This window comes from Leptothrix cholodnii SP-6 (assembly GCF_000019785.1).
GTDB lineage: Bacteria > Pseudomonadota > Gammaproteobacteria > Burkholderiales > Burkholderiaceae_C > Sphaerotilus > Sphaerotilus cholodnii.
This window is the reverse complement of record NC_010524.1, coordinates 4,168,898-4,195,847: the sequence shown is the minus strand read 5'-3', so window position 1 is coordinate 4,195,847 and position 26,950 is coordinate 4,168,898. Positions and strand designations below refer to the sequence as shown.

The 26,950-nt window shown below is 69.3% G+C and carries 12 protein-coding genes and 1 riboswitch; of the genes, 2 read left to right on the top strand and 10 right to left on the bottom strand.

Features of this window, described 5'->3' with window-relative positions:
- Positions 1–23: 23 nt before the first annotated feature.
- From LCHO_RS23515 to LCHO_RS18565, 10 genes are all read right to left on the bottom strand, one after another.
- Positions 24–12,719 (bottom strand): putative Ig domain-containing protein, encoded by a 12,696-nt coding sequence (locus tag LCHO_RS23515; protein WP_012348740.1) that lies wholly within the window; start codon positions 12,717–12,719, stop codon positions 24–26.
- Positions 12,720–12,820: 101 nt separating this feature from the next.
- On the bottom strand, positions 12,821–13,618 hold the full coding sequence (locus LCHO_RS18605; RefSeq protein ID WP_012348739.1) for an efflux RND transporter periplasmic adaptor subunit: 798 nt from the start codon (positions 13,616–13,618) through the stop codon (positions 12,821–12,823).
- Between the two features lie 49 nt (positions 13,619–13,667).
- Positions 13,668–15,158 (bottom strand): TolC family protein, encoded by a 1,491-nt coding sequence (locus LCHO_RS18600; protein ID WP_012348738.1) that lies wholly within the window; start codon positions 15,156–15,158, stop codon positions 13,668–13,670.
- A 195-nt stretch (positions 15,159–15,353) separates the two neighbouring features.
- Positions 15,354–15,446, bottom strand: a riboswitch (cyclic di-GMP riboswitch).
- Positions 15,447–15,551: 105 nt separating this feature from the next.
- Positions 15,552–17,594, bottom strand: a complete 2,043-nt coding sequence (locus tag LCHO_RS18595) for a sensor histidine kinase (RefSeq protein ID WP_223210469.1) — start codon at positions 17,592–17,594, stop codon at positions 15,552–15,554.
- Positions 17,579–18,958 (bottom strand): sigma-54-dependent transcriptional regulator, encoded by a 1,380-nt coding sequence (locus tag LCHO_RS18590; protein WP_012348736.1) that lies wholly within the window; start codon positions 18,956–18,958, stop codon positions 17,579–17,581. Before LCHO_RS18590 ends, LCHO_RS18595 begins: the two co-directional genes overlap by 16 nt.
- Complete coding sequence (gene mobA, locus LCHO_RS18585) at positions 18,945–19,544, bottom strand: molybdenum cofactor guanylyltransferase MobA (protein WP_012348735.1); 600 nt, start codon at positions 19,542–19,544, stop codon at positions 18,945–18,947. The genes LCHO_RS18590 and mobA overlap by 14 nt, the downstream gene beginning before the upstream one ends.
- Positions 19,544–20,188, bottom strand: coding sequence for a TorD/DmsD family molecular chaperone (locus LCHO_RS18580; RefSeq protein WP_012348734.1), 645 nt, complete (start codon positions 20,186–20,188; stop codon positions 19,544–19,546). The genes mobA and LCHO_RS18580 overlap by 1 nt, the downstream gene beginning before the upstream one ends.
- Positions 20,189–20,203: 15 nt before the next feature.
- On the bottom strand, positions 20,204–22,435 hold the full coding sequence (locus tag LCHO_RS18575) for a 4Fe-4S dicluster domain-containing protein (RefSeq protein WP_012348733.1): 2,232 nt from the start codon (positions 22,433–22,435) through the stop codon (positions 20,204–20,206).
- A complete protein-coding gene (locus LCHO_RS18570; protein ID WP_012348732.1) occupies positions 22,341–22,970 on the bottom strand; it encodes a DUF3306 domain-containing protein in 630 nt (209 codons plus the stop codon). Before LCHO_RS18570 ends, LCHO_RS18575 begins: the two co-directional genes overlap by 95 nt.
- 8 nt (positions 22,971–22,978) lie before the next feature.
- The gene (locus LCHO_RS18565) at positions 22,979–23,458 is read right to left on the bottom strand and encodes a DUF3305 domain-containing protein (protein ID WP_012348731.1); all 480 of its coding nucleotides are present in this window, start codon (positions 23,456–23,458) and stop codon (positions 22,979–22,981) included.
- A 254-nt stretch (positions 23,459–23,712) separates the two neighbouring features.
- Here LCHO_RS18565 and LCHO_RS18560 point away from each other — a divergent pair, with 254 nt between their 5' ends.
- Positions 23,713–23,907, top strand: a complete 195-nt coding sequence (locus LCHO_RS18560) for a hypothetical protein (RefSeq protein WP_043704476.1) — start codon at positions 23,713–23,715, stop codon at positions 23,905–23,907.
- Positions 23,908–23,935: 28 nt separating this feature from the next.
- Positions 23,936–26,920: a formate dehydrogenase subunit alpha gene (locus LCHO_RS18555; protein ID WP_012348729.1), complete on the top strand. Its 2,985-nt coding sequence runs from the start codon at positions 23,936–23,938 to the stop codon at positions 26,918–26,920.
- Positions 26,921–26,950: the final 30 nt, after the last annotated feature.

Here is a 26,950-nt window from a genome sequence, read left to right as displayed (position 1 = left end):
CTCTGCTTTCAGTTCGCGCCCGTTCAGCCCCGGCGCATCACGGCCGGTCGCGGCTGGGCCTGCCAGGCGCGCTGACCGGGCTTGAAGACCAGCGCCTCGCCGCGAGCCAGTTGCTGATTGAAGCTGGCCCGGCCGCTGACGCCGTTGCCGGCTGCCTCGGTGACCTTGACGCGGAACATCGTCGTCGCCTCGCGGCCCTGGGTGTCGCGTGCCGTGATGCGGATGGCCAGGTCCTGCGCCTGGCCTGCAGGCGGCTCGCCCACGAACTTGCCCGACCTGCTGTCGAAGCTCAGCCACGCCGGCAGCGGCGTGCCGTCGGCGCGGCTGGCGCTCAGCGTCACCGTCTCGGCCAGCACCGTGTGCACGAAGGCATCGGCCGGCACCTGCACGATCAGCAGCCGGTTCATCGGCACGACCTGGTCCTGCACGCCGTTGAACAGCTTCAGGCTCGGCTCGCTCGAGGGCGTGACCATCACCTGGAAGCCGCTCGAGCGGGTGTAGATGTCGCCGTCGGCGGACGAACGCTGCGTCGGGGTCTGTGGCGGCGCAACCGATTCATCGCGGCCCGTGACCGGCGGCGTGCTCGCTCGCGGCGCTTCGGTCGACGAGGCAACCGGTGCGGTGACCGGTGTGCTCACCAGCGCCGAGTCGAACGCCGGTTGTGGCGCCGCAGCCGGGGCTGCAGCCGGTTCTGCCGCGGCAACCTCGGGGATCGGCGCGGGCGCCGGTGCCGCAGCGGCCTCGATCACCAGCGGGATCTCGCGTGTCACCGTCAGCGGCGTCGGCGCGCTTTCCACGCCCGACGGCAACACCATGCGCACGCTGAAGCTGTAGCGGCCTGCCGCACCCTTGACCGCGCCTGCGTCATCCCCCTGCATGCCGGACAGGTCGATGCGGTCCGCCGACCAGCGACCTTGCGCATCGGTCGCCACGGTGGCGATCAGCTGACCCTGCGGGCCGTAGAGCCGCAGCGTCTGGCCGGCCGCGGCTGCGCCGTCGAGCGTAATCACCGCGGCCGACGTGATGCGGTCGGTGCTTGAACTGCCGAGATCAGACCCGGCCGGCAAGCCCAGCGTGGGCGCCGGCAGCACCGTGACACGGACCGTCAGCGTGCTGCGCCCGCCGTGGCCGTCGTCGACGCTGACCTCGAACGAATCGGTGCCGTGGAAACCGGCAGACGGCGTGTAGACATAGTGCCCGTCGGCGCTGACGGTGACGCTGCCATGCGCGGGATCGGCGGCTTTGCCGTACGAAAGGGTGTCGCCCTCGGTATCGCCCGCGGCCGGCAGCACACCGGTAACGGCCGTGTCCTGCGCCGTGAGCGCTGCCGTTGCGGCCGTGTCGACGTCGGACCAGGTGGGCGCGTCGTTGACGTCGGCCACGACGATGTCGAAGGTGTCGTCGGCCGAGGCGTTGCTGCCGTCGGTGGCCGTGAACTTGACGCTGATCGTGCCGACGTCGGCGTTGGCCGGCGTGCCGCTGAACGTGCGCGTGGCGGCGTTGAAGCTCAGCCACGCAGGCAGCGCCGAGCCGTCGGCGAGCGTGGCCGCGTAGCTGCGGGTGTCACCGACGTCGACATCGGCAAACGCATCGGCTGGCACGGTGAACGAGAACGGCGAGTCCTCGGTGGCGGCCTGGTCGGCGATCGGGTTTGCGACAGCGGGTGCGTCGTTGACGTCGGCCACGACGATGTCGAAGCTGTCATCGGCGGAGGCGTTGCTGCCGTCGGTGGCCGTGACCTTGACGCTGATCGTGCCGACATCGGCGTTGGCCGGCGTGCCGCTGAACGTGCGCGTGGCCGGATTGAAGCTCAGCCAAGCCGGCAGCGCCGAGCCGTCGGCCAGCGTGGCCACGTAGCTGCGGGTGTCACCGACATCGACATCGGCGAACACATCGGCCGGCACGGTGAAGCTGAAGGCCGAGTCCTCGGTCGCGGCCTGATCGGCGATCGGGTTTGCGACAGCGGGTGCGTCGTTGACGTCGGCCACGACGATGTCGAAGCTGTCGTCGGCGAAGGCGTTGCTGCCGTCGGTGGCCGTGACCTTGACGCTGATCGTGCCGACGTCGGCGTTGGCGGGCGTGCCGCTGAAGGTGCGCGTGGCCGCATCGAAGCTCAGCCACGCGGGCAGCGCCGAGCCGTCGGCCAGCGTGGCCGCGTAGCTGCGGGAGTCACCGACATCGACATCGGCAAATGCATCGGCCGGCACGGTGAAGCTGAAGGCCGAGTCCTCGGTCGCGGCCTGGTCGGCGATGGCATGTGCGAGCGTCGGCGCGTCGTTGACGTTGGCGACGACGATGTCGAAGCTGTCGTCGGCGGAGGCCAGCGCACCGTCGGTGGCCGTGACCTTGACGCTGAGCGTGCCGACGTCGGCGTTGGCCGGCGTGCCGCTGAAGGTGCGCGTGGCCGCATCGAAGCTCAGCCACGCGGGCAGCGCCGAGCCGTCGGCCAGCGTGGCCGCGTAGCTGCGGGAGTCACCGACATCGACATCGGCAAATGCATCGGCCGGCACGGTGAAGCTGAAGGCCGAGTCCTCGGTCGCGGCCTGGTCGGCGATGGCATGTGCGAGCGTCGGCGCGTCGTTGACGTTGGCGACGACGATGTCGAAGCTGTCGTCGGCGGAGGCCAGCGCACCGTCGGTGGCCGTGACCTTGACGCTGATCGTGCCCACGTCGCCATTGGCCGGCGTGCCGCTGAAGGTGCGAGTTGTCGCATCGAAGCTCAGCCAGGCCGGCAGCGCCGAGCCGTCGGCGAGCGTGGCGGTGTAGGCGCGGGTGTCCCCGACGTCGACATCGGCAAACACATCGGCCGGCACGGTGAAGCTGAAGGCCGAGTCCTCGGTCGCGGCCTGGTCGGCGATGGCATGTGCGAGCGTCGGCGCGTCGTTGACGTTGGCGACGACGATGTCGAAGCTGTCGTCGGCGGAGGCCAGCGCACCGTCGGTGGCCGTGACCTTGACGCTGAGCGTGCCGACGTCGGCGTTGGCCGGCGTGCCGCTGAAGGTGCGCGTGGCCGGATTGAAGCTGAGCCAGGCGGGCAGCGCTGAGCCGTCGGCCAGCGTGGCGGTGTAGGCGCGGGTGTCCCCGACGTCGACATCGGCAAACGCATCGGCTGGCACGGTGAAGCTGAAGGCCGAGTCCTCGGTAGCGGCCTGGTCGGCGATCGGGTTTGCGACGGTGGGTGCGTCGTTGACATTGGCGACGACGATGTCGAAGCTGTCATCGGCGGAGGCGTTGCTGCCGTCTGTGGCCGTGACCTTGACGCTGATCGTGCCCACGTCGCCATTGGCCGGCGTGCCGCTGAAGGTGCGGGTGGCGGCATCGAAGCTCAGCCAGGCCGGCAGCGCCGAGCCGTCGGCGAGCGTGGCGGTGTAGGCGCGGGTGTCCCCGACATCGACGTCGGCAAATGCATCGGCCAGCACGGTGAAGCTGAAGGCCGAGTCCTCGGTCGCGGCCTGATCGGCGATCGGGTTTGCGACAGTGGGCGCGTCGTTGACGTTGGCGACGACGATGTCGAAGCTGTCATCGGCGGAGGCGTTGCTGCCGTCGGTGGCCGTGACCTTGACGCTGAGCGTGCCCACGTCGCCATTGGCCGGCGTGCCGCTGAAGGTGCGAGTTGTCGCATCGAAGCTCAGCCAGGCCGGCAGCGCCGAGCCGTCGGCGAGCGTGGCGGTGTAGGCGCGGGTGTCCCCGACGTCGACATCGGCAAATGCATCGGCCGGCACGGTGAACGAGAACAGGCTGTCCTCGGTCGCGGCCTGGTCGGCGACCTCATTCATGAGCGTCGGTGCGTCGTTGACATTGGCGACGACGATGTCGAAGCTGTCGTCAGCGGAGGCGTTGCTGCCGTCGGTGGCAGTGACCTTGACGCTGAGCGTGCCCACGTCGCCATTGGCCGGCGTGCCGCTGAAGGTGCGAGTTGTCGCATCGAAGCTCAGCCAGGCCGGCAGCGCCGAGCCGTCGGCGAGCGTGGCGGTGTAGGCGCGGGTGTCCCCGACGTCGACATCGGCAAACACATCGGCCGGCACGGTGAACGAGAACGGCGAGTCCTCGGTCGCGGCCTGGTCGGCGATCGGGTTTGCGACAGTGGGCGCGTCGTTGACGTTGGCGACGACGATGTCGAAGCTGTCGTCGGCGGAGACGTTGCTGCCGTCGGTGGCGGTGACCTTGACGCTGATCGTGCCCACGTCGCCATTGGCCGGCGTGCCGCTGAACGTGCGCGTGGCGGCATCGAAGCTCAGCCAGGCCGGCAGCGCCGAGCCGTCGGCCAGCGTGGCCGCGTAGCTGCGGGAGTCACCGACATCGACGTCGGCAAATGCATCGGCCGGCACGGTCAACGAGAACGGCGAGTCCTCGGTCGCGGCCTGGTCGGCGATCTCATTCATGAGCGTCGGTGCGTCGTTGACGTTGGCCACGACGATGTCGAAGCTGTCGTCGGCCGAGGCGTTGCTGTCGTCGGTGGCCGTGAACTTGACGCTGAGCGTGCCGACGTCGGCGTTGGCCGGCGTGCCGCTGAACGTTCGGGTGGCGGCATCGAAGCTCAGCCAGGCCGGCAGCGCCGAGCCGTCGGCCAGCGTGGCCGCGTAGCTGCGGGAGTCACCGACATCGACGTCGGCAAATGCATCGGCCGGCACGGTCAACGAGAACGGCGAGTCCTCGGTCGCGGCCTGGTCGGCGATGGCATGTGCGAGCGTCGGCGCGTCGTTGACATTGGCGACGACGATGTCGAAGCTGTCGTCGGCGGAGACCAGCGCACCGTCGAAGGCCGTGAGCTTGACGCTGATCGTGCCGACATCGGCGTTGGCCGGCGTGCCGCTGAAGGTGCGAGTTGTCGCATCGAAGCTCAGCCAGGCCGGCAGCGCCGAGCCGTCGGCCAGCGTGGCCGCGTAGCTGCGGGAGTCACCGACGTCGACATCGGCAAACGCATCGGCCGGCACGGTGAACGAGAACAGGCTGTCCTCGGTTGCGACCTGGTCGGCGATCGGGTTTGCGACAGTGGGTGCGTCGTTGACGTTGGCGACGACGATGTCGAAGCTGTCATCGGCCGAGACGTTGCTGCCGTCTGTGGCCGTGACCTTGACGCTGATCGTGCCCACGTCGCCATTGGCCGGCGTGCCGCTGAAGGTGCGGGTTGTCGCATCGAAGCTCAGCCACGCCGGCAGCGCCGAGCCGTCGGCCAGTGTGGCCGCGTAGCTGCGGGTGTCACCGACATCGACATCGACGTCGGCAAATGCATCGACCGGCACGGTGAACGAGAACGGCGAGTCCTCGGTCGCGGCCTGGTCGGCGATCGCATTCACGAGCGTCGGTGCGTCGTTGACGTCGGCGACGACGATGTCGAAGCTGTCGTCGGCGCTGGCCAGCGCACCGTCGAAGGCTGTGAGCTTGACGCTGATCGTGCCCACGTCGCTATTGGCCGGCGTGCCGCTGAAGGTGCGGGTGGCGGCATCGAAGCTCAGCCAGGCGGGCAGCGCCGAGCCGTCGGCGAGCGTGGCGGTGTAGGCGCGGGAGTCCCCGACGTCGACATCGGCAAACGCATCGGCTGGCACGGTCAACGAGAACGGCGAGTCCTCGGTGGCGGCCTGGTCGGCGATCGCATTCACGAGCGTCGGTGCGTCGTTGACGTTGGCCACGACGATGTCGAAGCTGTCGTCGGCGCTGGCCAGCGCACCGTCGGTGGCCGTGACCTTGACGCTGATCGTGCCGACGTCGGCGTTGGCCGGCGTGCCGCTGAACGTGCGCGTGGCGGCGTTGAAGCTCAGCCACGCAGGCAGCGCCGAGCCGTCGGCGAGCGTGGCCGCGTAGCTGCGGGTGTCACCGACGTCGACATCGGCAAACGCATCGGCTGGCACGGTGAACGAGAACGGCGAGTCCTCGGTGGCGGCCTGGTCGGCGATCGGGTTTGCGACAGCGGGTGCGTCGTTGACGTCGGCCACGACGATGTCGAAGCTGTCATCGGCGGAGGCGTTGCTGCCGTCGGTGGCCGTGACCTTGACGCTGATCGTGCCGACATCGGCGTTGGCCGGCGTGCCGCTGAACGTGCGCGTGGCCGGATTGAAGCTCAGCCAAGCCGGCAGCGCCGAGCCGTCGGCCAGCGTGGCCACGTAGCTGCGGGTGTCACCGACATCGACATCGGCGAACACATCGGCCGGCACGGTGAAGCTGAAGGCCGAGTCCTCGGTCGCGGCCTGATCGGCGATCGGGTTTGCGACAGCGGGTGCGTCGTTGACGTCGGCCACGACGATGTCGAAGCTGTCGTCGGCGAAGGCGTTGCTGCCGTCGGTGGCCGTGACCTTGACGCTGATCGTGCCGACGTCGGCGTTGGCGGGCGTGCCGCTGAAGGTGCGCGTGGCCGCATCGAAGCTCAGCCACGCGGGCAGCGCCGAGCCGTCGGCCAGCGTGGCCGCGTAGCTGCGGGAGTCACCGACATCGACATCGGCAAATGCATCGGCCGGCACGGTGAAGCTGAAGGCCGAGTCCTCGGTCGCGGCCTGGTCGGCGATGGCATGTGCGAGCGTCGGCGCGTCGTTGACGTTGGCGACGACGATGTCGAAGCTGTCGTCGGCGGAGGCCAGCGCACCGTCGGTGGCCGTGACCTTGACGCTGAGCGTGCCGACGTCGGCGTTGGCCGGCGTGCCGCTGAAGGTGCGCGTGGCCGGATTGAAGCTGAGCCAGGCGGGCAGCGCTGAGCCGTCGGCCAGCGTGGCGGTGTAGGCGCGGGTGTCCCCGACGTCGACATCGGCAAACGCATCGGCTGGCACGGTGAAGCTGAAGGCCGAGTCCTCGGTAGCGGCCTGGTCGGCGATCGGGTTTGCGACGGTGGGTGCGTCGTTGACATTGGCGACGACGATGTCGAAGCTGTCATCGGCGGAGGCGTTGCTGCCGTCTGTGGCCGTGACCTTGACGCTGATCGTGCCCACGTCGCCATTGGCCGGCGTGCCGCTGAACGTGCGCGTGGCCGCATCGAAGCTCAGCCACGCGGGCAGCGCCGAGCCGTCGGCCAGCGTGGCCGCGTAGCTGCGGGTGTCACCGACATCGACATCGACGTCGGCAAACGCATCGGCCGGCACGGTGAACGAGAACGGCGAGTCCTCGGTCGCGGCCTGGTCGGCGATCGCATTCACGAGCGTGGGCGCCTCGTTCACGTTCGTGACCTGAACCGTCAGCGTCTGCTCATCGAACGCACCGGCCGCATCGGCGACCTTGACCGTGACGTCGTAGCTGTTGTCCCCGGTTCCCTCGAAATCCGGGCTTGCCTTGAAGGTCAGCGCGCCGGTGCTGGCACCGATGTCGAACAGGGCCGCATCGGCACCCCCGCTGATGCTGAAAGTGCGGGTGTCGCCGCTGTCGGCGTCGGTGGCCGTGAACGTGGTGACGGCTGTGCTGCCGTTTTCGGCGTAGTTCACCGAGGCGGTGGCGTCGCCGCCGTGGCTGGTGATCACCGGGGCCACGTTGACAGGGGTGACGATCAGGTTGAAGGTGCTGTCTGCGGGTGTCGAGCTGTCTTCGTTGCCGTCTTCCACACGGACGCTGAACGAGGCGCTGGTGGTGTTGCTGCCGTCGTGCACGAAGCGAACCTGGCCAGCCGCCAGCTGGGTGCCGGTGAACTGGGTGGCCGACGTGCCGTCGACTTCGATGCTGCCGTTGCCCAGGGCGCTGACGGTGAACGTGATGTCGGCATTGCCGTCGTCCGGATCGGTGTAGCCCAGGTCGCCGGAGGTGATCGTGTAGCGGTTGCCGACCGCGACCGAGGCGGCCAGATCGCCGGTGAGCAACGGGGCGTCATTGACGGCCGTGACGCTGCTGTTCAGGGCGACGGTGGCGTCGGACAAGGCCGTGCTGCCACCGTGGGTGCTGGCGTCCAGCGTGGCGGCATCGGCGACGGTCGTGCTGCTGTCGATCAGGCGGGTGGTGAGGGTCGGCGCGGGGCCGTTGTAGTCGGCCGCGGGCAGGAAGCGCAGCAGCGTTGCGGCCTGCAGCGTGAAGGCGCCGGTTTCGGCGCCGATGCCCGGCACGCTGGTCCAGTGGGCGCCGCTGTCGGTGCTGTACTGCCAGGCACCTTGCGCCGCGTCGACCGTGTAGCCGGTGATCGCGATGCCGGCCAGGGTGTGGGCGCTGCTGCCGCCGCTGACCTGGTCGGTGCTGTCGCTGAAGTTGGCCCCGAACAGGCTGGCCACGGTGGCGCCGGCGGGGTTGGGGGTGTCTTCGGCGATGGCGGCCAGCGTGGCGTTGCCCGTGGCCACCGGTGCGTCGTTGACGGCGGTGATGGCGACGGCGATGGTGTCGGTGGCCGTGGAGAATTCGGTGGGGGACGTGGTCAACGAGATGATCTGCAACCCGCTCGCACCGTCGGCCACATAGGCTTTGGTTTCATCGGCAGAGAGCGTCAGGCCATAGGCGCTTCCGGCTGTGTTGTAGGTGCCGAGCAGCGTGGGGGCTGAAGGATTCGAGATGTCGATGATCAGCAGGCCGCTGCTTGCATCAGCCAGATAGGCTTTGGTGCCGTCTGCCGATAGCCGCACGTCCCAGGCCGATCCAGTCGTGTTGTAGGTGCCGAGAAGGGTCGGCGCCGCAGGATTCGAGACGTCGATGATCTGCAAGCCGCTGGCCATGTCAGCCACGAAGGCTTTGGTGCCATCTGCCGAGAGCGTCACTGTGTAGGCTGTCCCTGGGGTGTCGTACGTTCCCAGCAGTGTGGGAGCGGCCGGCGTCGAGACATCCAAGATCTGCAGACCGCTGGAAGTGTTCCCCACGAAGGCCTTGGTGCCATCGGGCGACAGCGTGACGAAGAAGGCCCCGCCCCCCCCCGCTTCCGCAAAGCTCCCGATGAGCGCAGGGGCCGCAGGATTGGTGATGTCAATGATCTTGAGGCTGGCGCTGTCGGCCAGATAGGCCTTCGTGCCATCCGTCGAGAGTGCGATTTCGTACGCATACCCCGTTGTGACTAGCGTGCCCAGGAGGGTCGGCGATGCCGGGTTCGAGATGTCGACAATGAGGAAATCGTTTGCTTCGTTGCCCAGATAGGCCTTGGTGCCGTCGGCCGAGAGCGCCAGGAAGTAGGTGGACGCATTGCCATAACTTCCCAGCACGGTGGGGGCAGCCGGGTTGCTGACATCGATGACCTGCAGTCCACCAGAAGTGTCCGCCACGAAGGCCTTGGTGCCGTCGGCAGAAAGCTTCACGTCAAAGGAGGTCCCAGGCGTGTTGTAACCGCCAATCAGCGCAGCCCCCCCCAACGTGTCGACATTCGCTGTGCCATTGGCATGTCCGCCGTTCTGGTCCCAGGCCTTGAACGTGAGTCCTGCAGTGACGTCGCCGTTCGCATGGGCTGCCGGCTTGAAATACAGCCGGGTGTTGCCGTCGTCGGCCAGGACGCGCGCGCTGGTTGCGCTCACTGCGCCGAGCGCCTGCCAGTTGGCGCCACCGTCCGTCGTGTAGTACCAGCTGCCTTTGCTGGTGTCGGCACCCGTGATGGCAATGCCCTTGGCCGCGCCGGTGTCGGCGTCGCTGCTGCCGCCGGTGAAGGCGCCGATCAGCGAGCCCACCGCGCCGACGGGTGTGCCGGCGTCTTCGGCCACGGTGAGCGCGAGGGGGGTATCGGCCAGAACCGGTGTGTCGTTGACGTTGGCCACGACGATGTCGAAGGTGTCGTCGGCGGTGGCCTGGCCACTGTCGGTGGCGGTGACCTTGACGCTGATCGTGCCCACGTCGGCGTTGGCGGGTGTGCCGGAAAAGGTGCGCGTGGCCGGATCGAAGCTCAGCCAGGCCGGCAGGGCGGCGCCGTCGGCCAGCGTGGCGGTGTAGCTGCGGGTGTCGCCGACATCGACGTCGGCGAAGGCGTTCGCCGGCACGGTGAACGAGAACGGCGAGTCCTCGGTGGCGGCCTGGTCGGCGATCGGATTGGCGACGGAGGGCGCATCGTTGACGTCGGTCACGACGATGTCGAAGGTGTCGTCGGCGGTGGCGCTGCTGCCGTCGAAGGCCGTGACCTTGACGCTGATCGTGCCGACGTCGGCATTGGCCGGTGTGCCGCTGAACGTGCGGGTGGCGGCGTCGAAGCTCAGCCAGGCCGGCAGCGCCGATCCGTCGGCCAGCGTGGCGGTGTAGCTGCGGGTGTCGCCCACGTCGACGTCGGCGAAGGCGCCGGCCGGCACGGTGTGCGAGAAGCCTGTGCCCTGCGTGGCGGCGGCATCGGCCAGACTGGCTGCGACCGTGGGCGCGTCGTTGGCACCGGTCACCGTGATCGTCACGGTCCTGGCAACGGCGGCGCTGCCATCGGGGTCGGTGGCGGTGTAGGTGAACGTGGTGCTGCGTGATGCACCCGGCGCCAGGTCGTCGAAGGCGGTGCCGGGATCGAAGTCATAGCTGCCGTCGGCGTTGAACGACAGCGTGCCCTGGCCGGCCGGCACGTCGGTGACGACGGAGTAGACCAGGTCCTGGCCTTCGCGCAGCGTGGTCAACCACGAGGGGCCGTCGCCCCATTTCTCGAGACCCCGCCCGCCGTAGTTGCCGCTGACCTTGAAGTCCAGCTGCAGGCCGTCGCCCGCGGCGTTGACGCCGATCGTGTACGGCAGCAGGGCGTAGTTGGGATGGGCCTGGAAAGCCGCCGCCATCGCCGCGGCACTGCCGAAGCCGGTCGGTCCGCTGCCGACGTTGACGTTGAACTCGTTACTGCCGGTTTCCGGGCCGAAGAACGAGAAGGTGCGGTTGGCGATGGTGAAGTCGAGCGTGCCGGTGTCCTGGATCTCGGGCGGGGCGTCGACGTCGGTGGCCGGCACGACCGACGCATGCAGAACGGTGTTCTCCGCCGTGGTCTGTGCATCGTCCAGAACCACGGGTGCGTCGTTGACTGCGCTCACCGTGATGCTGGCCGTGGTGCTGGTGGAACTCGCGCCCCCGTCGTCGGTGGCGACGTAGCCGAAGCTGGTGCTGCCGTTCCAGTGGGCGGTGGGTACGAAGTACAGCGTCGACGTGCTGAACGGCGTGCCGGCCAGCACCGCCTGGGTGCGGGCCGCGTCGGTGTAGAGCGTGCCGTTGGCGGGCAGGGTGGCGATGGTGTAGCTGGCGACCGTGCCGTCGCTGTCGGTGGCCGACAGCGCCACGGTGATCGACGCGGCGTCTTCCGTGCCGCTGGTGCTGACGGCATCGGCGGTCGGCGCGACGTTGCTCGGCAAGGCGGTGTTGACGATCAGCTCGCTGCTCGTGGTGTCGGTCAGCGTGTAGCCGGATGCGTTGGTGATCGTGGCCGTGACGCCATAGGTCGCGTTGGCCAGCAGCTTGGCGTCCGGAATCGTCAGCGACCAGGTGCTGCCGGCGCCCAGCGTCAGGCCGGTGCTGGTGGTATAGGTCGTGCCGTTGACGATGACGGTGAGCGTCTCGTTGGCGCCGAGCGTGGCGGTGCCGCCGAGTGTCGGCGTGCTGTCGCTGGTGCTCAGGCTGGTGACGGTGACCGGGCCGCCGGGGGCGCTGGCCTGGACTTCTGCCAGGTAGGTGTTCAGGCTGGTCAGCAGGCCGGATGTGGCCGCGTTGCCCGACACGTTGCTGCCGTCGGCCACGCTGTAGGTCACCCCGATGGTCTCGAGGCCGAAGTTGCTGCTGCTGGTGATCGTGTAGGTCTGGCCGCTGCCGTAGCTGATGGCGATGTTCGGCGTGGCCGGATCGGGGATGAAGCCGAAGGCGTAGAGCGTCGAGCCGGCGGTGTCGCGCCAGTTGATGGCGCCGTTGATGGTGATGACCTGCCCGGAGGCGAGCGTGAGCCGGATGCCGCCCGACAGGTCGTTGCCCTGGGTGCCGCCGAAGCTGCCGGTGGTCGAGTCCTGGAAGAACGACGCCCGGGTGATGCCCAGGGTCGAGAAATTCAGGATGTTGTTGGCCTTGCCCGTGCTGGTGCCGACGGTGCCGATGTAGCCCTCCGAAAACGGCACCGAGACTTCCGCGGTGCCGGCCAGCTCCACCGTCAGGGCGTGGCCGTCCAGCACGAGGCTGGTGTGGTCGTCCTCGGCCGTGATGCGCTGCTGTTGGGTCGGGTCGAGGCCGAGATTCAAGGCCACGGCGGCAAACGCTTCGCCTTCGTCGCCGGTGGTATCGGTGCTGCCGTTGAGGGCGTGGTCGATGCCGTGGCCGAATTCTTCCGCCAGCACGCGGGTCAGCGCGTCGGTGGCGACGCCGCTCGCCACCCAGTCCGCGTTCAGGTAGATGACGGGCTGGCCGTCGGCGCCGTCGACCGAAAAGGCGCCCATGTTGCCCTTCAGGTCGGCCGCCGAGCGCAGCTGGACCTCGATGGACACCTCGCCGCTGCGCAGGGCCGCCAGGTAGGCGTCGGCCGCCCGGGTCCACTCGGCCGACGGTTCGGCCTGGTTGCCGTTGAACAGGGCGAACAGCTGCTCGCGTGCGTCCGGGCGCTGCGCGAATTCCTGCAGCAGCCGTTGCGCCTCGGCTTGACTGGCGAGCAGCGTCGGTGCGACATCGCCGGGGGCTGTCGCGATGCGGAACAGGCCCTCGATCGGGTGTGGCGTGGTTTCCACGGCCGACGCCGTGGTCGTCTGCGCTGCGCTGCTGGCCTGCAGATCGAGCACATGCGTGTCGGTCTCGGCGCTCAGCTGATGCACCGCATCGGCCACCGCCGCGGCGTCGAACATCAGGCGCGCTTCCAGGGCCCAGGCGCGCGGCGCGGGGGCGGTGTGGTGCTTCTTCCAGGACTTGTTGTTCGGCGTCGAAGACATGGGCAACTCGCGGTTCGGGGAATCGTTGAATGCAAAAAAGGCCCGCGCTCGGGCGGGGCCGTTGTCTGATGCTCAGGGCGGGCTCGAGGGGCTATCGGCGTTCACGGGCCGCGCTTGACCAGCACCCGCCCGCTCATGCCGGCCATCAGCTCGGCGCGGCGGCCTTCGATGGCGGCGATGACCTTGACCGACTGGCTGACCGGATCGACCCGGGCGCCCAGGCGCTGCACCTTGGCCGGGTAGCTGCGGCCGGTCTCGTCGACCGCGATCTGCACCGTGCTGCCCACGCGCACGCTCTGCAGCCAGCGCGAGGGCATGATGAATTCGACTTCGAGCACGCTGTCGTCGAGCACTTCGAGCAGCGCCTGGCCGGGCTGCACGTACTGCTGCTCGCGCACCTTCTGCTCGGCCACCCGGCCGCTGAACGGCGCGACCACCGTGCACTTGCCGAGCTGGACGTCGATCTGCGCCGCTTCGGCGCGGGTCTTGGCGACCTCGGCCTCGGCCATGTCGACCTCCTGCCGGCCGGTGGCGTTGAGCTCGACCAGGCGGCGCTGGGTGGCGAGCTGTTTCTCGGCCGCGCCGAGGCTGGCGCGGGCGCGGTCGAGCTGGGCCTTCTGCAGGCTGCAGTCGAAGCGCAGCAGCACCTCGCCGGCGCGGATCACGCCGCCTTCGGTCACCGCCAGGTGCTCGATGCGCGCGCCGATCTCGGCCGCCAGCGTGGTGTAGCGGCGCGGCGTGAGCTGGGCGCGCAGCTCGGGCTCGGGGGCGGCCGGCAGGCTGATGGCGCCCGCTGGCGCGGCGGGCAGGTTGGTGCGCTGCACCTGGGCTTGCGCCAGCGTGTGGCCGGCCAGCAGGCTGGCGCCGACCAGCGCGGCGATTCGGGAGAGGGTGTTCATGGCGTGTGTCCGTTGATCGAGACGCGCTGGCGAGTCGGGTGTGCCGGTCTCAGCTGCCGAGCAGGCGGCTGCGCACCTGCTCGCGGATCTGCGCCAGGCTCAGGTCGTCGCTGCTGTCGGGCAGCGGGTCGATGCCCAGCGTGGCCTGCAGGCGGCTGGTGGCGGCGTGGGCCTGGGCCAGCGCCTGGTAGCGGCGCAGCAGGCTGACGATGGTGGTGGTCTGCGCGGCCACGCGCTCGAGCTTGGAGCCGGCCTGGGCCTGCTCGCGGCGCATCAGCTGCTCCATGATCTTGCTGTCGAGCGTCCACAGCGCGTCGGCCCGCTTGAGCTGCAGGCGCGCACTGGCCAGCTGCTCGCGTGCCACGTGCACCTGCGTCACCACCGCCACGTGGGCGGCCAGGCGGCGCTGGTCGGCCAGCGCCACGCCGGCCTCGGCGGCCAGCTTCTGGGCTGGCACCGACAGCAGGTTCCACAGGTTGTACGAGACCTGCATGCCGGCCTCGTTCCAGCTCTTGTTGACCAGGTAGCTGTCGGTGTCGTAGCGGGCGCCGAGGTTGAAGCTCAGATTGGGATAGATGCGCGCCAGCACCTTGTGCACCTCGGTGGCGGCAATGCGGCGCTGGTAGGCCTGCTCGCGCAGGTCGGCGTTCTGCGCCAGGGCCTGTTCTTCCATCGCCTCGGCCGAAGTGGCGAGCAGGTCGGTCTGGCCGAGCTTGCTGTCGCTGTCGAACTCGACCTGCATCATCACCGGTGCGTTGATCAGGCCGGCCAGGTCGTAGCGGGCGGTCACCAGTTCCTGTTCGATCGATTCGAGCAGGCGCATGTTCTCGGTCAGCTGACGCTGGTAGCGCAGCGAGTCGAGCGGGGCGCGCAGCTTTTCTTCTTCGGCGCGGCGGGCGTCGACCATCGCCTCGTCGGCCAGCGCGAGTGCGGCGCGCACCTCGCCGTGCAGGCGCTGGGCGCTGGCGGCGCGCCAGTAGGCCACGCGCACGTCCTGCACCAGCAGGTGGGTGGCCTTGCGGCGACGCTCGGCGGCGGCCAGCACGCGGTCGCCAGCTTGCTGACTGTTGTACTTGGCCAGGCCGAAGTCGAGCAGGCTCCAGGTCATGTCCAACTGCACCAGCGTGTGCTGGCGCTCCTGCGAGATCGACGGATCGACGCCGATCTGCTGGCCGGTGGCGGCGTTGACGCTGCGCGCCAGCCGATCGCTGTCACGCGCCGAATAGCCGGCCGAGGCCACCAGCTTGGGCAGGCTGTCGTAGGCGCTGGCGTCGTACTGCTGCAGCGCCATGGCCTGCTCCATCAGGCGGGCGCGGCGGTCGAGGTTGTATTTCAGGGCCCGGGCGATCGCCTCGTCGAGGCCGAGCTGGGCGCCCAGCGGCGGCACGTCGCGGCGCGCCGCTTCGCTGTCGGCGCGGGTCTGGGCCTGGTGTTCATCGGCCTGGAGCGCCTGCGGCGGCAACTGGGCGCAGGCGGTGAGCAGGGCCAACGTCGCCGGGGCGACCAGGGTGAGCAGGCGATGAGGGGCAGTGCGCGGCAAGGGTCTCTCCGGGTGCGCCCGCTGCGGGCGCGCGGCCGTGGTTCGGTCCCCGGGTGTCGGTACTCGACTGCCGTGTCCGGCGCAGCCAAGGAACCATCACATCGCATGCAGTGGCCAGACCGCAGGCTCCGAGGGAATGTCTGGCTGACGCCTCGTCCACGAGCCCCTTGTCGCCTCGCACCTGTACTGCGTGCCGCAAGCAACCCGGCTGCCCGTGCGATCGGATGAATCGCCTGAGGGCCCGTGGCTTTGCGTCCGGCGCTTTCACGCCGTTTGCCTTGTGATTGATCGTAGGTTTCAGTTCGGGAGTGAATCGATCGGAAACAGCGGTGTTTCCAGCTGTTTTCTGATCGTGACCCGGCGTTCCCCGCGACGCCTGCCCCAATCGCCGGCTCAGCTGCCGGCGGTGTCCGGTTCGCGCCGCAGCAGGACCGTGAATTCCGCACCGATCACGCCGTCGCTGCGGTTGGCGGCGCGCAGGTCGCCGCCGTAGCGCTCGACCAGACTGCGGCTGATCCACAGGCCCAGGCCGGTGCCGTCCTTCTTGCGCGTGACAAACGGCTGGAACAGCTGGTCCATCAGCTCGACGTCGAGCCCGGCGCCGCTGTCGGTGACCGAGATCGCCACGCTGTCGGGCTCGACATCGCGGGTGGCCAGGCCGAGCGCGCCGCCCTCGGGCATGGCGTGGATGGCGTTGACCAGCAGGTTCACCAGCACCTGCTGCAGCTCGTTGCGGTTGATGCCGGGCTGGCGCGTGGCGGTGAAATCGCGCTGCACCGTGATGCGGGTGCGCGCCAGCAGGTGGCCGACCAGCACCAGGCAGTCGTCGAGCACTCGCGCGGTGTCGACCGGCGCGATGTAGCCGGCGTATTCGGCCGGTTTGGCGAACTGCAGCAGCTGCGTCACGATCAGCCGCATGCGCTCGATCTGCTCGTCGATCAGGCGCAGTTCGGTGTGGACGGTGGCCGCGGTGGCTGCGGGCAGCTGGCTGCGCAGCACGTCGAGGTTGCCCTGGATCACCGCGATCGGGTTGTTGACTTCGTGCGCGATGCTGGCGGTGAGCTGGCCCACCGCGGCGAGCTTTTCGCTGCGCAGCAGTTGCGACTGCGCCGCCGCCAGCTCGCGGGTGCGCGCTTCGAGCGCGGCGGTGCGCTGCGCCACCTTGGCGTCGAGCTCGGCGTTCCAGCGTTGCAGGGCGCGGGTCTTGTCGTCGATGACGTCGAGCAGGCGGTCGAGGTGCCCGGCCAGCCGGCCGAGTTCGTCGCCGCTGCGCACGGCACCCACGCGCGCTTCGAGCCGGCCGGCTTCGACGTCGCGCATGGTGTCCGCCATCTGCTCGATCGGCCGGAAGATCGTGCGTGCCCAGCGCAGCGATACGAAGCCCGCCACGATCATCACCGCGAAGAAGATCACGCCGATGCTCGCCAGCGCGGCGTACTTCAGCAGCGTGAAGGGCCGCTCGGTGTAGCCGACGTAGAGCATGCCCACGCGCTGGCCGGCGCCGTTGGCGATCGGCTGGTAGGCCGAGACATACCAGTCGTTGACGACGAAGGCGCGGTCGAGCCAGGTCTGGCCGCGCACCAGCACGGCGTCGCGCACCACCTGCGAAACCCGCGTGCCGATCGCGCGTTCGTCCTTGGCCGGGCCGAACAGCCGCACGTTGGTGCTGATGCGCACGTCGTCGAGAAACAGCGTGGCGGTGCCGCGGCTGCCGAAGGGCAACGAGCCCTCGGGGTAGACGATGCCGTTGATGTGGTCGATGAACGGCAGGTTGCGGTTGAGCAGCAGGCCGCCCTGCACGTGGCCGAGCAGGCGGCCGTCGCTGTCGCGCACCGCGCGGGTGGCCAGCAGCACCATCGCGCGGTCTTCGCGCTTTCGCTCGGTCGGTGCGGCGTCGCGGGTCGGCAGCAGCGGCAGCTCGACCCGCTCGCGCAGGCCGCTGGCCAGGGCGTCGAGCTGCGCGACCTGCAGGATCTCGACGCTGGTGTGGCCGGTGCCGCCATCGGCCCAGCGCCGCGCCGGTGAGGCGGGCTCCGTCGCGCGGGCCGGGCCGCTGTCGGAGGCTCGCAGCGTGCCGTCGGCTGCACGCAGGTTGATGAAGTCGAGCCGCTCGTGCACCTTGGCGTGCTGCAGCAGGGCCACGATCGCGGCGTCGCCGGGCTGCGCCAGCGCCAGGTGCAGCGCGTGCGAATCGGCCACCGAGGCGGTGCTGGCACCCACCTCGACCTGCACCCGCTCGAAGTAGCCCTGGGCCACCGCCAGATCGGCGCGGATCTTGGTGATCAGCATCCGGTCGAACGCCTCGTTGCCCCACCACAGCAGCAGCAGGCCGAGCAGCGGCAGCACGCCGGCCAGCGGCAGCAGCACCATCGCCAGCAGCTTGTTGCGGATCGACAGCGACCGGAACCGCGCGAACGCCATCAGGCCTGCGACCACTCGGCCACGCGCCGCTCCAGCGTGCGCCGCGAGATGCCCAGGAGCTGCGCCGCCTGGGTCTTGTCGCCGCCGACCGATTCGAGCACCGCCAGGATGTGGCGCTTTTCGAGCGTGTGCAGGTCGGTCGGCGCGGCAGCCGGCGCAGGCGCTGGCCGCGACGGCGCCGGCCGCGGCAGGCTCTGGTAGAGCGCCGAGACGTTGAGCGCGCCGACGATCAGCGAGCGCTCCAGCAGGTTGCGCAGCTCGCGCACGTTGCCCGGCCAGTCGTACTGCCGCAGATAGCCCATCTCGTCGGCCGTGACCTCGATCGGCGGCACGCCCAGGCGCGGCGCCAGCGTGTCGATGAAATGCGCCACCAGGTCGGGGATGTCTTCCTTGTGCGCACGCAGCGGCGGCAGCTTGATCTCGACCACCTGCAGGCGGTAGAACAGGTCGGCGCGAAAGCGCCCCGAGCGCACGTCGTCGATCAGCGGCCGGTTGGTGGCGGCGATGATGCGCACGTCGATCGGGATGGCGCGGTCGCTGCCCACCGGGCGCACGCGGCGGTCTTCGAGCACGCGCAGCAGCGTGGCCTGCAGCGCCAGCGGCAGCTCGGCCACCTCGTCGAAGAAGATCGTGCCGCCTTGTGCGTCGATCAACAGGCCCTCGCGCCCCGGCCCGCGGCCGCTGTGGCCGAACAGCTCGGCTTCGAGCTGCTCGGGCGCGGTGGTGGCGCAGTTGACCGGCACGAACGGCCCCGCCGCGTGCGGGCTCAGGTGATGCAAGGCCAGCGCCGCGAGCTCCTTGCCGGTGCCCGATTCACCCGTCAGCAGCACGGTCGAGTCGACCGTGGCCACCCGGCGCAGCGCCGCCTGCAGGCCCTTGACGACGATCGACTGCCCGACCAGCCCGTCGGCCGGCGGCGTGCGTTGGCTCAGCGTGCGGCGCAGCACCCAGTTCTCGCGCCGCAGCTGGGCGCGCTCCAGGCCGTGGCGCACCGCGCCGAGCGCCTGCGTGACGCGGAAGGGTTTCAGCAGCATGTCGCCGGCCCCGGCACGCAGCGCCTCGATGGCGGTCTCCAGATCGGCGAACGCCGTGATCAGCACCACCTCGGCGCCGATGCCCTGGGCGCGCATGTCCTTGAGTAGCGCGATGCCGTTCTTGCCGGGCAGCGCGATGTCGAGCAGCACCAGGTCGATGCGGTGCTGCTGCAGCAGCAGCTCGGCCTCTTCGGCCGAGCCGGCGGTGAAGACCTGGCCGACGCGCGGCGCCAGCGCCTTTTCGAGGAAGTGGCGCATGCCGGGTTCGTCGTCGACCACCAGCACGCTGGCGCGTGGCCAGTGCTCGTCCGCATGCGTCGACAGCGTCGGGTCAGGGGCGTTCATCTTGCAGCTGCTGCAACTCGGCCAGGGTGTTGACGTTGACGAAGGCGGCCGCCTCGAAAGGCACCGTCACCAGGCGGTGGCCGGCGGCCCACAGGCCGACCTTGCGTTCGCCGGTCTGCATGAAACGCGTCAGGCTGTCGAGCAGCTCGGTCTTGACGAGGCAGAACACCGGCTGGCGGCGCAGCGCACCGTCTTCATGCGTGGCGGCCATCGCGATCTCGGCGTCGGCCTCGGCCAGCGCGGCGGCGAGCCTGCTGACCAGGTCCTCGGGGAAGTTGGGTGTGTCGCACGGCACCGACACCAGGTAGGGCGTCTCGGCCCGCTCCAGCCCGGTCAGCAGGCCGGCGAGCGGGCCGGGGTAGTCGGCCAGCGCATCGGGCCAGACCGGCACGCCCATCGATTCGTAGGCACCCAGGTTGCGGTTGGCGTTGATCATGATCTCGCCCACCTGCGGCGCCAGGCGCAGCATCGCGTGCAGCGCCAGCGGCATGCCGAGGTGGTTCTGCAGGCCCTTGTCGACGCCGCCCATGCGCGCGCCGCGGCCGCCGGCGAGCACCACGCCGGTGATGTGTTTCGGGTCGATCATCATGTCTCCAGCAGGTCGAAAGCCTGCGTTTCCACTTGCACGAAAGCCTGCGTGAAGCCGGCCACGGCGCGCCACAGCTCGGCACGTGGATGCGCCAGCACCGCCTCGCACAGCGCCTCGACCCAGCTCTGCACATGGGCCCGGAAGAAGCGCCGCTGCTGTTCCAGGTTGCACACGCCGGCGTCGTCACCGGCAATCAGATACCGCATCACCTCCAGCACGTAGGCGACGTGGTCTTCGGTTTCGGCGCGCTGCGCATCGCGTGTCAGGCCGAGCTGGGCGAGCGACTCGCGCAGCGCCGCGAGCGGGCGCTCGTGCAGGAAACCGCTGAGGTAATACGAGCCGTAGACGAACACCTCCGGCTTGCCGACGCCGTAGAACAGCGCCTCGTGCTCGGCCGCCGCGGCCTCGACGCTGGTGGCGCGCATCGCGGCCACCAGCGCCTGCCACGGCGCTTCGAGCAGGCCGCCGGCCTGCGGCGCCTCGGTCACGGCGACGCGGAACTGTTCGAGCAGCGTGGCGTCCGGCGGCGCCAGCCAGAGCTGCGAGAGCAGGCCGTACAACTCGGCGCGGGCGAGCTCGTCGCTGTCGTCGCCCGCGTGGACGGCGGCGAAATGGATCGGTGCGGCGGGGGCTTCAGTCATGTGGGGGATGGGGGCTCAAGGCTTGATGTCGGTGATGCGCACTTCGTTCGCATGGCTGTGGATGTCGATCACGCGGCAGTCGCCGCACATCTTCAACCGCTCGGCCGCGGCGCCCTGGAAGGCCGAGTGGCCGGCCAGCTTGACCCGCATGTTCTCGATTGCACGCAGCGTGCCGAAAGGCGATCCGCAGCGCACGCAGCGGTAGGGCTCCATCTCGTGCAGCACGCGGTTGGCCTTGCGGGCGCGGCCACCGTCGGCCAGCAGCAGGCGCGGCTGGAGTTGGATCGCATCCTCCGGGCAGGTGCTGGCGCACAGGCCGCACTGCACGCAGTTCTTCTCGATGAAACGCAGTTGCGGCCGCTCGGGGTTGTCGGCCAGCGCACTTTCCGGGCAGGCGCCGACGCAGCTCAGGCACATCGTGCAGCGCTGGGTGTCGATCACCAGGCTGCCGAACGGCGCGCCCGCCGCGGGCAAGGCGATCTCTTCGATGGCACCGACCGCGGTCGGCGCCTGCGCCAGCAGGTGGTCGATCGCGAGGTCGAGCGTGACGCGCTTGTCGGCCTGCGCGGCAAAGCTCGCCGCGCGCGCCACGCCTTGCGCGGGTGCGGCGGACAAGGCGGCGTCGAGCGCGCTCAGGTCGCGTGCATCGCGGGCCTCGATCAGCCGGAAATGCTCGCCGCGATAACCCAGCCCGCTGGCGATCGCCTGCGCCACCGCGATCTGTGCGGCGAGCGCCTCGCGGTATTCGGGCGCCTCCTCGTCGGTCAACAGGATCCAGACCTGCGACGCGCCTTGCGCCAGCGCCGCCAGCCACAGGTCGAGCCCGACGCTGGCGGTGTGCCACAGCGCCACCGGCAGCACGCGGGCCGGCACGCCGCGCATCGACTTGTCGACACGGGCCGCGCGGCCCAGATCGCCGATCAGCCGCGCGCCCGCGCCCTCGCTGTGCAGCAGCAGCGCAGCATCGCGCCCGCCGGCTTGCGCGTAGGTGGCGAGCAGCGTGCGCAGCCGCTTGCCCTGGTCGACCGGGCCGGGGTAGGCGAACGTCAGCGCGCCGCTCGGGCACACCGTGCTGCAGGCGCCGCAGCCCACGCACAGGTGCGGCTCGACGACGATGCCGCCGCCGCTCGCCGCCACCGGCATGGCGGCCACGCCGGCCGGGCGCGGGCCGCGGCCCTGCGTCTTGCCCTTCTGCGACGCATCGCTGCGGATCGCGCGCGCCGAGCAGACGTAGATGCAGGCGCTGCAGCCGATCTGCTCGTTGCGGCTGTGCGCGCACAGCTTGGGCTGGTAGCGGAAGAACCTGGGTTTCTCGAACTCGCCCACCGAGTCGCGCAACTCCAGCACGGCGCTGGCCAGCGCACGGTCATCGTGGCCGACATGAAAGTAGCCCTGCGGCTTCTGATGCATCGTGAACGCGGGCTCGGTGCGCAGGTCGAGCACCAGGTCGAAGCGGTCGCCGGCAGTCTGCGGCGCGCGGCCGAAGTCGATCGCGCCGGCGGCCTCGCAGACCCGCACGCAGTCGCGGTGGCTCCTGCACGCGGCCAGGTCGACCTGGTACGAGAAGTCGATCGCGCCTTCGGGGCAGGCGTCGATGCAGGCATTGCAGCGGGTGCAGAGGTCGAGGTCGATCGGGTTGCTGGTTTCCCACTCGGCCTGGAAGGCGCCCAGCCAGCCGGTGAGCTTCGTCAGCCGTGCGGCCTGCACGACGCGCTCGCGTTGCTGCGACAAGGCACCGCCGTCGACCAGCAGCGTCACGTCGAGCCGGTCGGCCAGCATCGCGCCGGCGCGTTCGGCTGCTTCCGCGCTGCCGATCACGAGGCAGCGGCCGGCCGAGCGGTAGCTCACCGTCGGCACCGGCTCGGGGTCGGGCAATTGCGCCGCGGCGATCAGCGCGGCGATCTTGGGCGTGGCGTTGCGCGCGTCACGCGACCAGCCGCCGGTCTCGCGGATGTTGAAGAAGCGGATCGGCCGCTCCTCGATGCCGACGCGGGCGGTGCCTTCGGTCTGCGCATTGAGTTCGAGGAACAGCCGCTGTTCCTGCGTGCAGGCCACCAGCAGCGGCTCGCCGCTGGCGGCGGTTTCCTTGGCGGCGCGCTGGAAGGCCGGGGCCTCGCGCCGGCACAGCACGCTGTGAACGGTGGCGAGGCCGTCAGAGCTGGCGTTGGGCGAGTTCGCCAGCGCCCGGTTCAGCGCCGGGCCGTCCAGCGGCATCGTGCGGTTGCAGTCGCAGATCAGGGTCTTCATCGGGCGGGATGTCGTCGTTGAGCGCCGGCAGCGTGCCGGCATCGGGGGCGTCTTCCCGGGCCTTGTCCTCGTCGCGGAACAGGCCCAGGAACTGCGACTGCGCCATCTGCCGCAGCATGCCCTCGGGCAGCGGGTCGGGGATGCCGTAGTCGTCGATGTAGGTGTCCAGGCCGTCCATCACGTTGAAGTGCGGGTCAGTGAACAGTTTCTTGAGCGCCGCGTTGCGCACCGGGGCGTCGACATCACGGGCGACGAAGCGGGCGTAGTCGGATTCGTGTGTCAGCGCGGCGACATCGTCGAGCGTGGGCGGCGCGGGTTTCTCGGCGGCCGGTGATTCCGCAGTCGTGGCGGGGGCGGCGACATGGGCGGCCGGCTGGGTGTCGACCGCTGACGGTGCAGGTTGTGGCGCGGGCGGCGGAGTCGTCGGCATGACCGGCTCGGCCAGGGGCGCACCCACCCGCGCCTGCACCTTGCGCTGCGACCAGCGCGAGAAGAAGCCGCCGCCGTCGGCCGGTTTGTCGAGGGTGTCGGGCATCTCGTGCCTCACCGCCGTTCGGGCGTCTTGAACGACGCCGGGCGCTTGCGCTGCTTGACCTCGGGGCGATAGTTTTCGTCGGTGTAGGCCTGCAGCCACTCGCGCACGTCGGCGGGCAGTGGCGTGTTGTCGACCCGCTCCTGCGCGTCGAGCAGGCGGCCAGCCTCGTTGTACGACAGCGTGACCAGCTCGGGCCAGGCGCGCGACGGATCGGCCTCGTCGATGCGCCACATCACGAACCAGACCGGCGCGCCCGAGGTCAGGTTGAGGTGATAGCCCTCGCCCTCGTCGCGGTACAGCGTGACGGTCAGGCCCGGGTGCAGGATCTGGGCGTTGATGCCGTCGTCGCGCAGCGTGCGCGGCTCGCTGCCGAAGCGGCCGTCGTCGAGCAGCACGTCGGCGATGCGCAATCGCCAGTCCTCCCAGCGAGAAGGCTGCTTCTGGCGCTCGATGAGCACCGCGACATTCAGTGTGGGGCGCTCGGTCATTCTTCATTCTATGCAGCGACCCGTACCCGCGCTCTCGGTGTAAGGACTGAGTCGAGAGCGGTCGGCGCCGCTGTTTCGGACCCGGACATTGAGTCGCGACAAGTTGTCGTTCGCACATCGGGGGCGGCCCTATTGAAACCGGCCGCGCACTGGCGGGTAATGACATGTCGATATGCAGGCCTTTGCATGGTCTGCGTCCGGAGGTTGCGATGAACAAGCCCCAATTGCCGTCCCCGTCCCGACCAGGGACCGAGTTGTTGACACGTCGCCGTGTCTTTGCCGGCGTCGGAACGGCCGGCGCGCTGGCTGCTGTGGCGGCGGTGTTGCCGCTGTCGCCCACGCCGGCGCCGACGGCTGCCGCAGCCCCCCCGAAGCTCGCCGACGACCCCGATGGCCGCTACCAGCTGACGCAGCACGTGCAGCGCTACTACCAGACCGCCAAGGTCTGAGCCGGCCCGACAAGAAGAAGGAGACGCCATGCTGCTGACCCGCAAAGCCGGCTCCCCCGGCACGCCCGGCGCCCAGGCTTCGAGCCTGGTCGCCAATCTCTCCCGAGGCCTGGCCCGCGCCGTGCCGACGATGGATCGCCGCAGCTTCCTGCGCCGCTCCGGCCTTGGCGTGGGGGCCGGCATTGCGGCCTCTCAATTGACGCTGGTCAAGAAGGTGGACGCGGCAGAAACCGCAGCGGCCGCGACGGGTGGCGGCAAGAAGATCGAAGTCAAACGCACGGTCTGCGGCCATTGCTCGGTCGGCTGTGCAATCGACGCGGTGGTCGAGAACGGCGTGTGGGTGCGCCAGGAGCCGGTGTTCGATTCGCCCATCAACCTCGGTGCCCATTGCGCCAAGGGCGCGGCGGTGCGCGAAAACGGCCACGGCGAGTTCCGTCTCAAGTACCCGATGAAGCTGGTCAACGGCAAGTACCAGCGCATCTCGTGGGACGTGGCGCTCGACGAGATCAGCCAGAAGATGCTCGCGCTACGCAAGGAGAGCGGGCCCGACGCGCTGTTCTTCGTCGGCTCGTCCAAGCACAACAACGAGCAGGCCTATCTGATGCGCAAATGGGTGTCGTACTGGGGCACCAACAACACCGACCATCAGGCGCGCATCTGCCACTCCACCACGGTGGCCGGCGTGGCCAACACGTGGGGGTATGGCGCGATGACCAACTCCTACAACGACATGCAGAACGCCCGCGCCGCGCTCTACATCGGCAGCAATGCGGCCGAGGCGCATCCGGTGTCGATGCTGCACGTGCTGCACGCCAAGGAGAACGGCTGCAAGATGATCGTGGTCGACCCGCGCTTCACGCGCACGGCGGCCAAGGCCGATCAGTACGTGCGCATCCGCTCGGGCTCGGACATCCCCTTCCTGTTCGGCGTGCTGCACCACATCTTCAAGAACGGCTGGGAAGACAAGAAGTACCTCGAAGATCGCGTCTACGGCATGGAGAAGGTGCGCGAGGACGTGCTGGCCAAGTGGACACCCGACAAGGTGCTCGAAGCCTGCGGCGTCGACGAAGCCACCTGCCTGCAGGTGGCGCGCACGATGGCCGAGAACCGGCCGAGCACGATCGTCTGGTGCATGGGCCAGACCCAGCACACGATCGGCAATGCGATGGTGCGCGCGTCGTGCATCCTGCAGCTCGCATTGGGCAATGTGGGAAAAAGCGGCGGCGGCACCAACATCTTCCGCGGCCACGACAACGTGCAGGGCGCCACCGACGTCGGCCCCAATCCCGATTCATTGCCCGGCTATTACGGCCTGGCCGAAGGCTCGTGGAAACACTTCGCCAAGGTCTGGGGCACCGACTTCGAATGGATCAAGAAGCAGTACGCGCCCGGCATGATGACCAAGCCCGGCATGACGGTGTCGCGCTGGGTCGACGGCGTGCTCGAGAAGAACGAGCTGATCGATCAGGACAGCAATCTGCGCGGCCTGTTCTTCTGGGGCCACGCACCGAACTCGCAGACCCGCGGCCTGGAGATGAAACGAGCGATGGACAAGCTCGACCTGCTGGTGGTGGTCGACCCGTTCCCGAGTGCGACCGCGGCCATGGCCGCGATGCCCGGCAAGCCCGAAGACCAGAACGCCAACCGCGCGGTCTACCTGCTGCCGGCGACGACGCAGTTCGAGACCAGCGGTTCGTGCACCGCCTCGAACCGCTCGATCCAATGGCGCGAGAAGGTCATCGAGCCGCTGTGGGAAAGCCGCACCGACCACATGATCATGTACCAGCTGGCCGACAAGCTCGGCTTCGGCGCGGAGCTGGTCAAGAACTACAAGATGGTCGACGGCAAGGGCGGCAAGGAGCCCGAGACCGAGTCGATCCTTCGCGAGATCAACCGCAGCGTCTGGACCATCGGCTACACCGGCCAGAGCCCCGAGCGGCTGAAGGCCCACATGCGCAACATGCACGTGTTCGACGTGCGCACGCTCAAGGCCAAGGGCGGCATCGACAAGGAAACCGGCTACTCGCTCGATGGCGACTACTTCGGCCTACCCTGGCCGTCCTACGGCACGCCGGAGATGAAGCACCCGGGTTCGCCCAACCTCTACGACACCTCCAAGCACGTGATGGATGGCGGCGGGAACTTCCGCGCCAATTTCGGCGTCGAGCGCGACGGTGTCTCGCTGCTGGCCGGTGACGGCTCGCATTCTCTGGGTGCCGATCTCACCACCGGCTATCCCGAGTTCGACCACCTGCTGCTGAAGAAACTCGGCTGGTGGGACGACCTGACCGACGCCGAGAAGACCGCCGCAGAAGGCAAGAACTGGAAGACCGACCCGTCGGGCGGCATCATCCGCGTGGCGATGAAGGTGCACGGCTGCCACCCCTTCGGCAATGCCAAGGCGCGCGCGGTGGTGTGGAACTTCCCCGATCCGATTCCGCAGCACCGTGAGCCGCTCTACAGCACCCGCCCGGAACTGGTCGACAAGTACCCGACCCACGACGACAAGAAGGCCTTCTGGCGCCTGCCCACGCTTTACAAGAGCGTGCAGCAGAAGAACCGCGACATCGGAAAGACCTTTCCGCTGATCATGACCAGCGGACGCCTGGTCGAGTTCGAGGGCGGCGGCGAGGAGACACGCTCCAACCCGTGGCTGGCGGAGTTGCAGCAGGACATGTTTGTCGAGATCAACCCGAAGGCGGCCAATGACCGTGGCATCCGCAACGGCGACTACGTCTGGGTGAAGACCCCGCCGATGGCCGCAATGCCCGAGTTCAAGGGCCTGCGCGTCAAGGCGCTCGTCACCGAGCGGGTCGATTCGGAGACGGTGTTCCTGCCCTTCCACTTCTCGGGCCGCTGGGGTGGTGTGGACCTGGCGCCGTATTACCCGGAAGGCGCGTACCCGGTGGTGCGCGGCGAGTCGGTCAATGTCGCCACGACCTACGGCTACGACAGCGTGACGATGATGCAGGAGACCAAGACGACTCTCTGCCAGATCGAAAAAGTGGCATGACCACCCCCGGCCGCTGCGCGACCACCCCCC

What these genes read in the sequence shown, in the direction of transcription:
- LCHO_RS23515 (WP_012348740.1), bottom strand. Translation starts at nt 12,719, where the DNA reads ATGTCTTCGACGCCGAACAACAAGTCCTGGAAGAAGCACCACACCGCC.
- LCHO_RS18605 (WP_012348739.1), bottom strand. Translation starts at nt 13,618, where the DNA reads ATGAACACCCTCTCCCGAATCGCCGCGCTGGTCGGCGCCAGCCTGCTG.
- LCHO_RS18590 (WP_012348736.1), bottom strand. Translation starts at nt 18,958, where the DNA reads ATGAACGCCCCTGACCCGACGCTGTCGACGCATGCGGACGAGCACTGG.
- mobA (WP_012348735.1), bottom strand. Translation starts at nt 19,544, where the DNA reads ATGATCGACCCGAAACACATCACCGGCGTGGTGCTCGCCGGCGGCCGC.
- LCHO_RS18580 (WP_012348734.1), bottom strand. Translation starts at nt 20,188, where the DNA reads ATGACTGAAGCCCCCGCCGCACCGATCCATTTCGCCGCCGTCCACGCG.
- LCHO_RS18575 (WP_012348733.1), bottom strand. Translation starts at nt 22,435, where the DNA reads ATGAAGACCCTGATCTGCGACTGCAACCGCACGATGCCGCTGGACGGC.
- LCHO_RS18570 (WP_012348732.1), bottom strand. Translation starts at nt 22,970, where the DNA reads ATGCCCGACACCCTCGACAAACCGGCCGACGGCGGCGGCTTCTTCTCG.
- LCHO_RS18565 (WP_012348731.1), bottom strand. Translation starts at nt 23,458, where the DNA reads ATGACCGAGCGCCCCACACTGAATGTCGCGGTGCTCATCGAGCGCCAG.
- LCHO_RS18555 (WP_012348729.1), top strand. Translation starts at nt 23,936, where the DNA reads ATGCTGCTGACCCGCAAAGCCGGCTCCCCCGGCACGCCCGGCGCCCAG.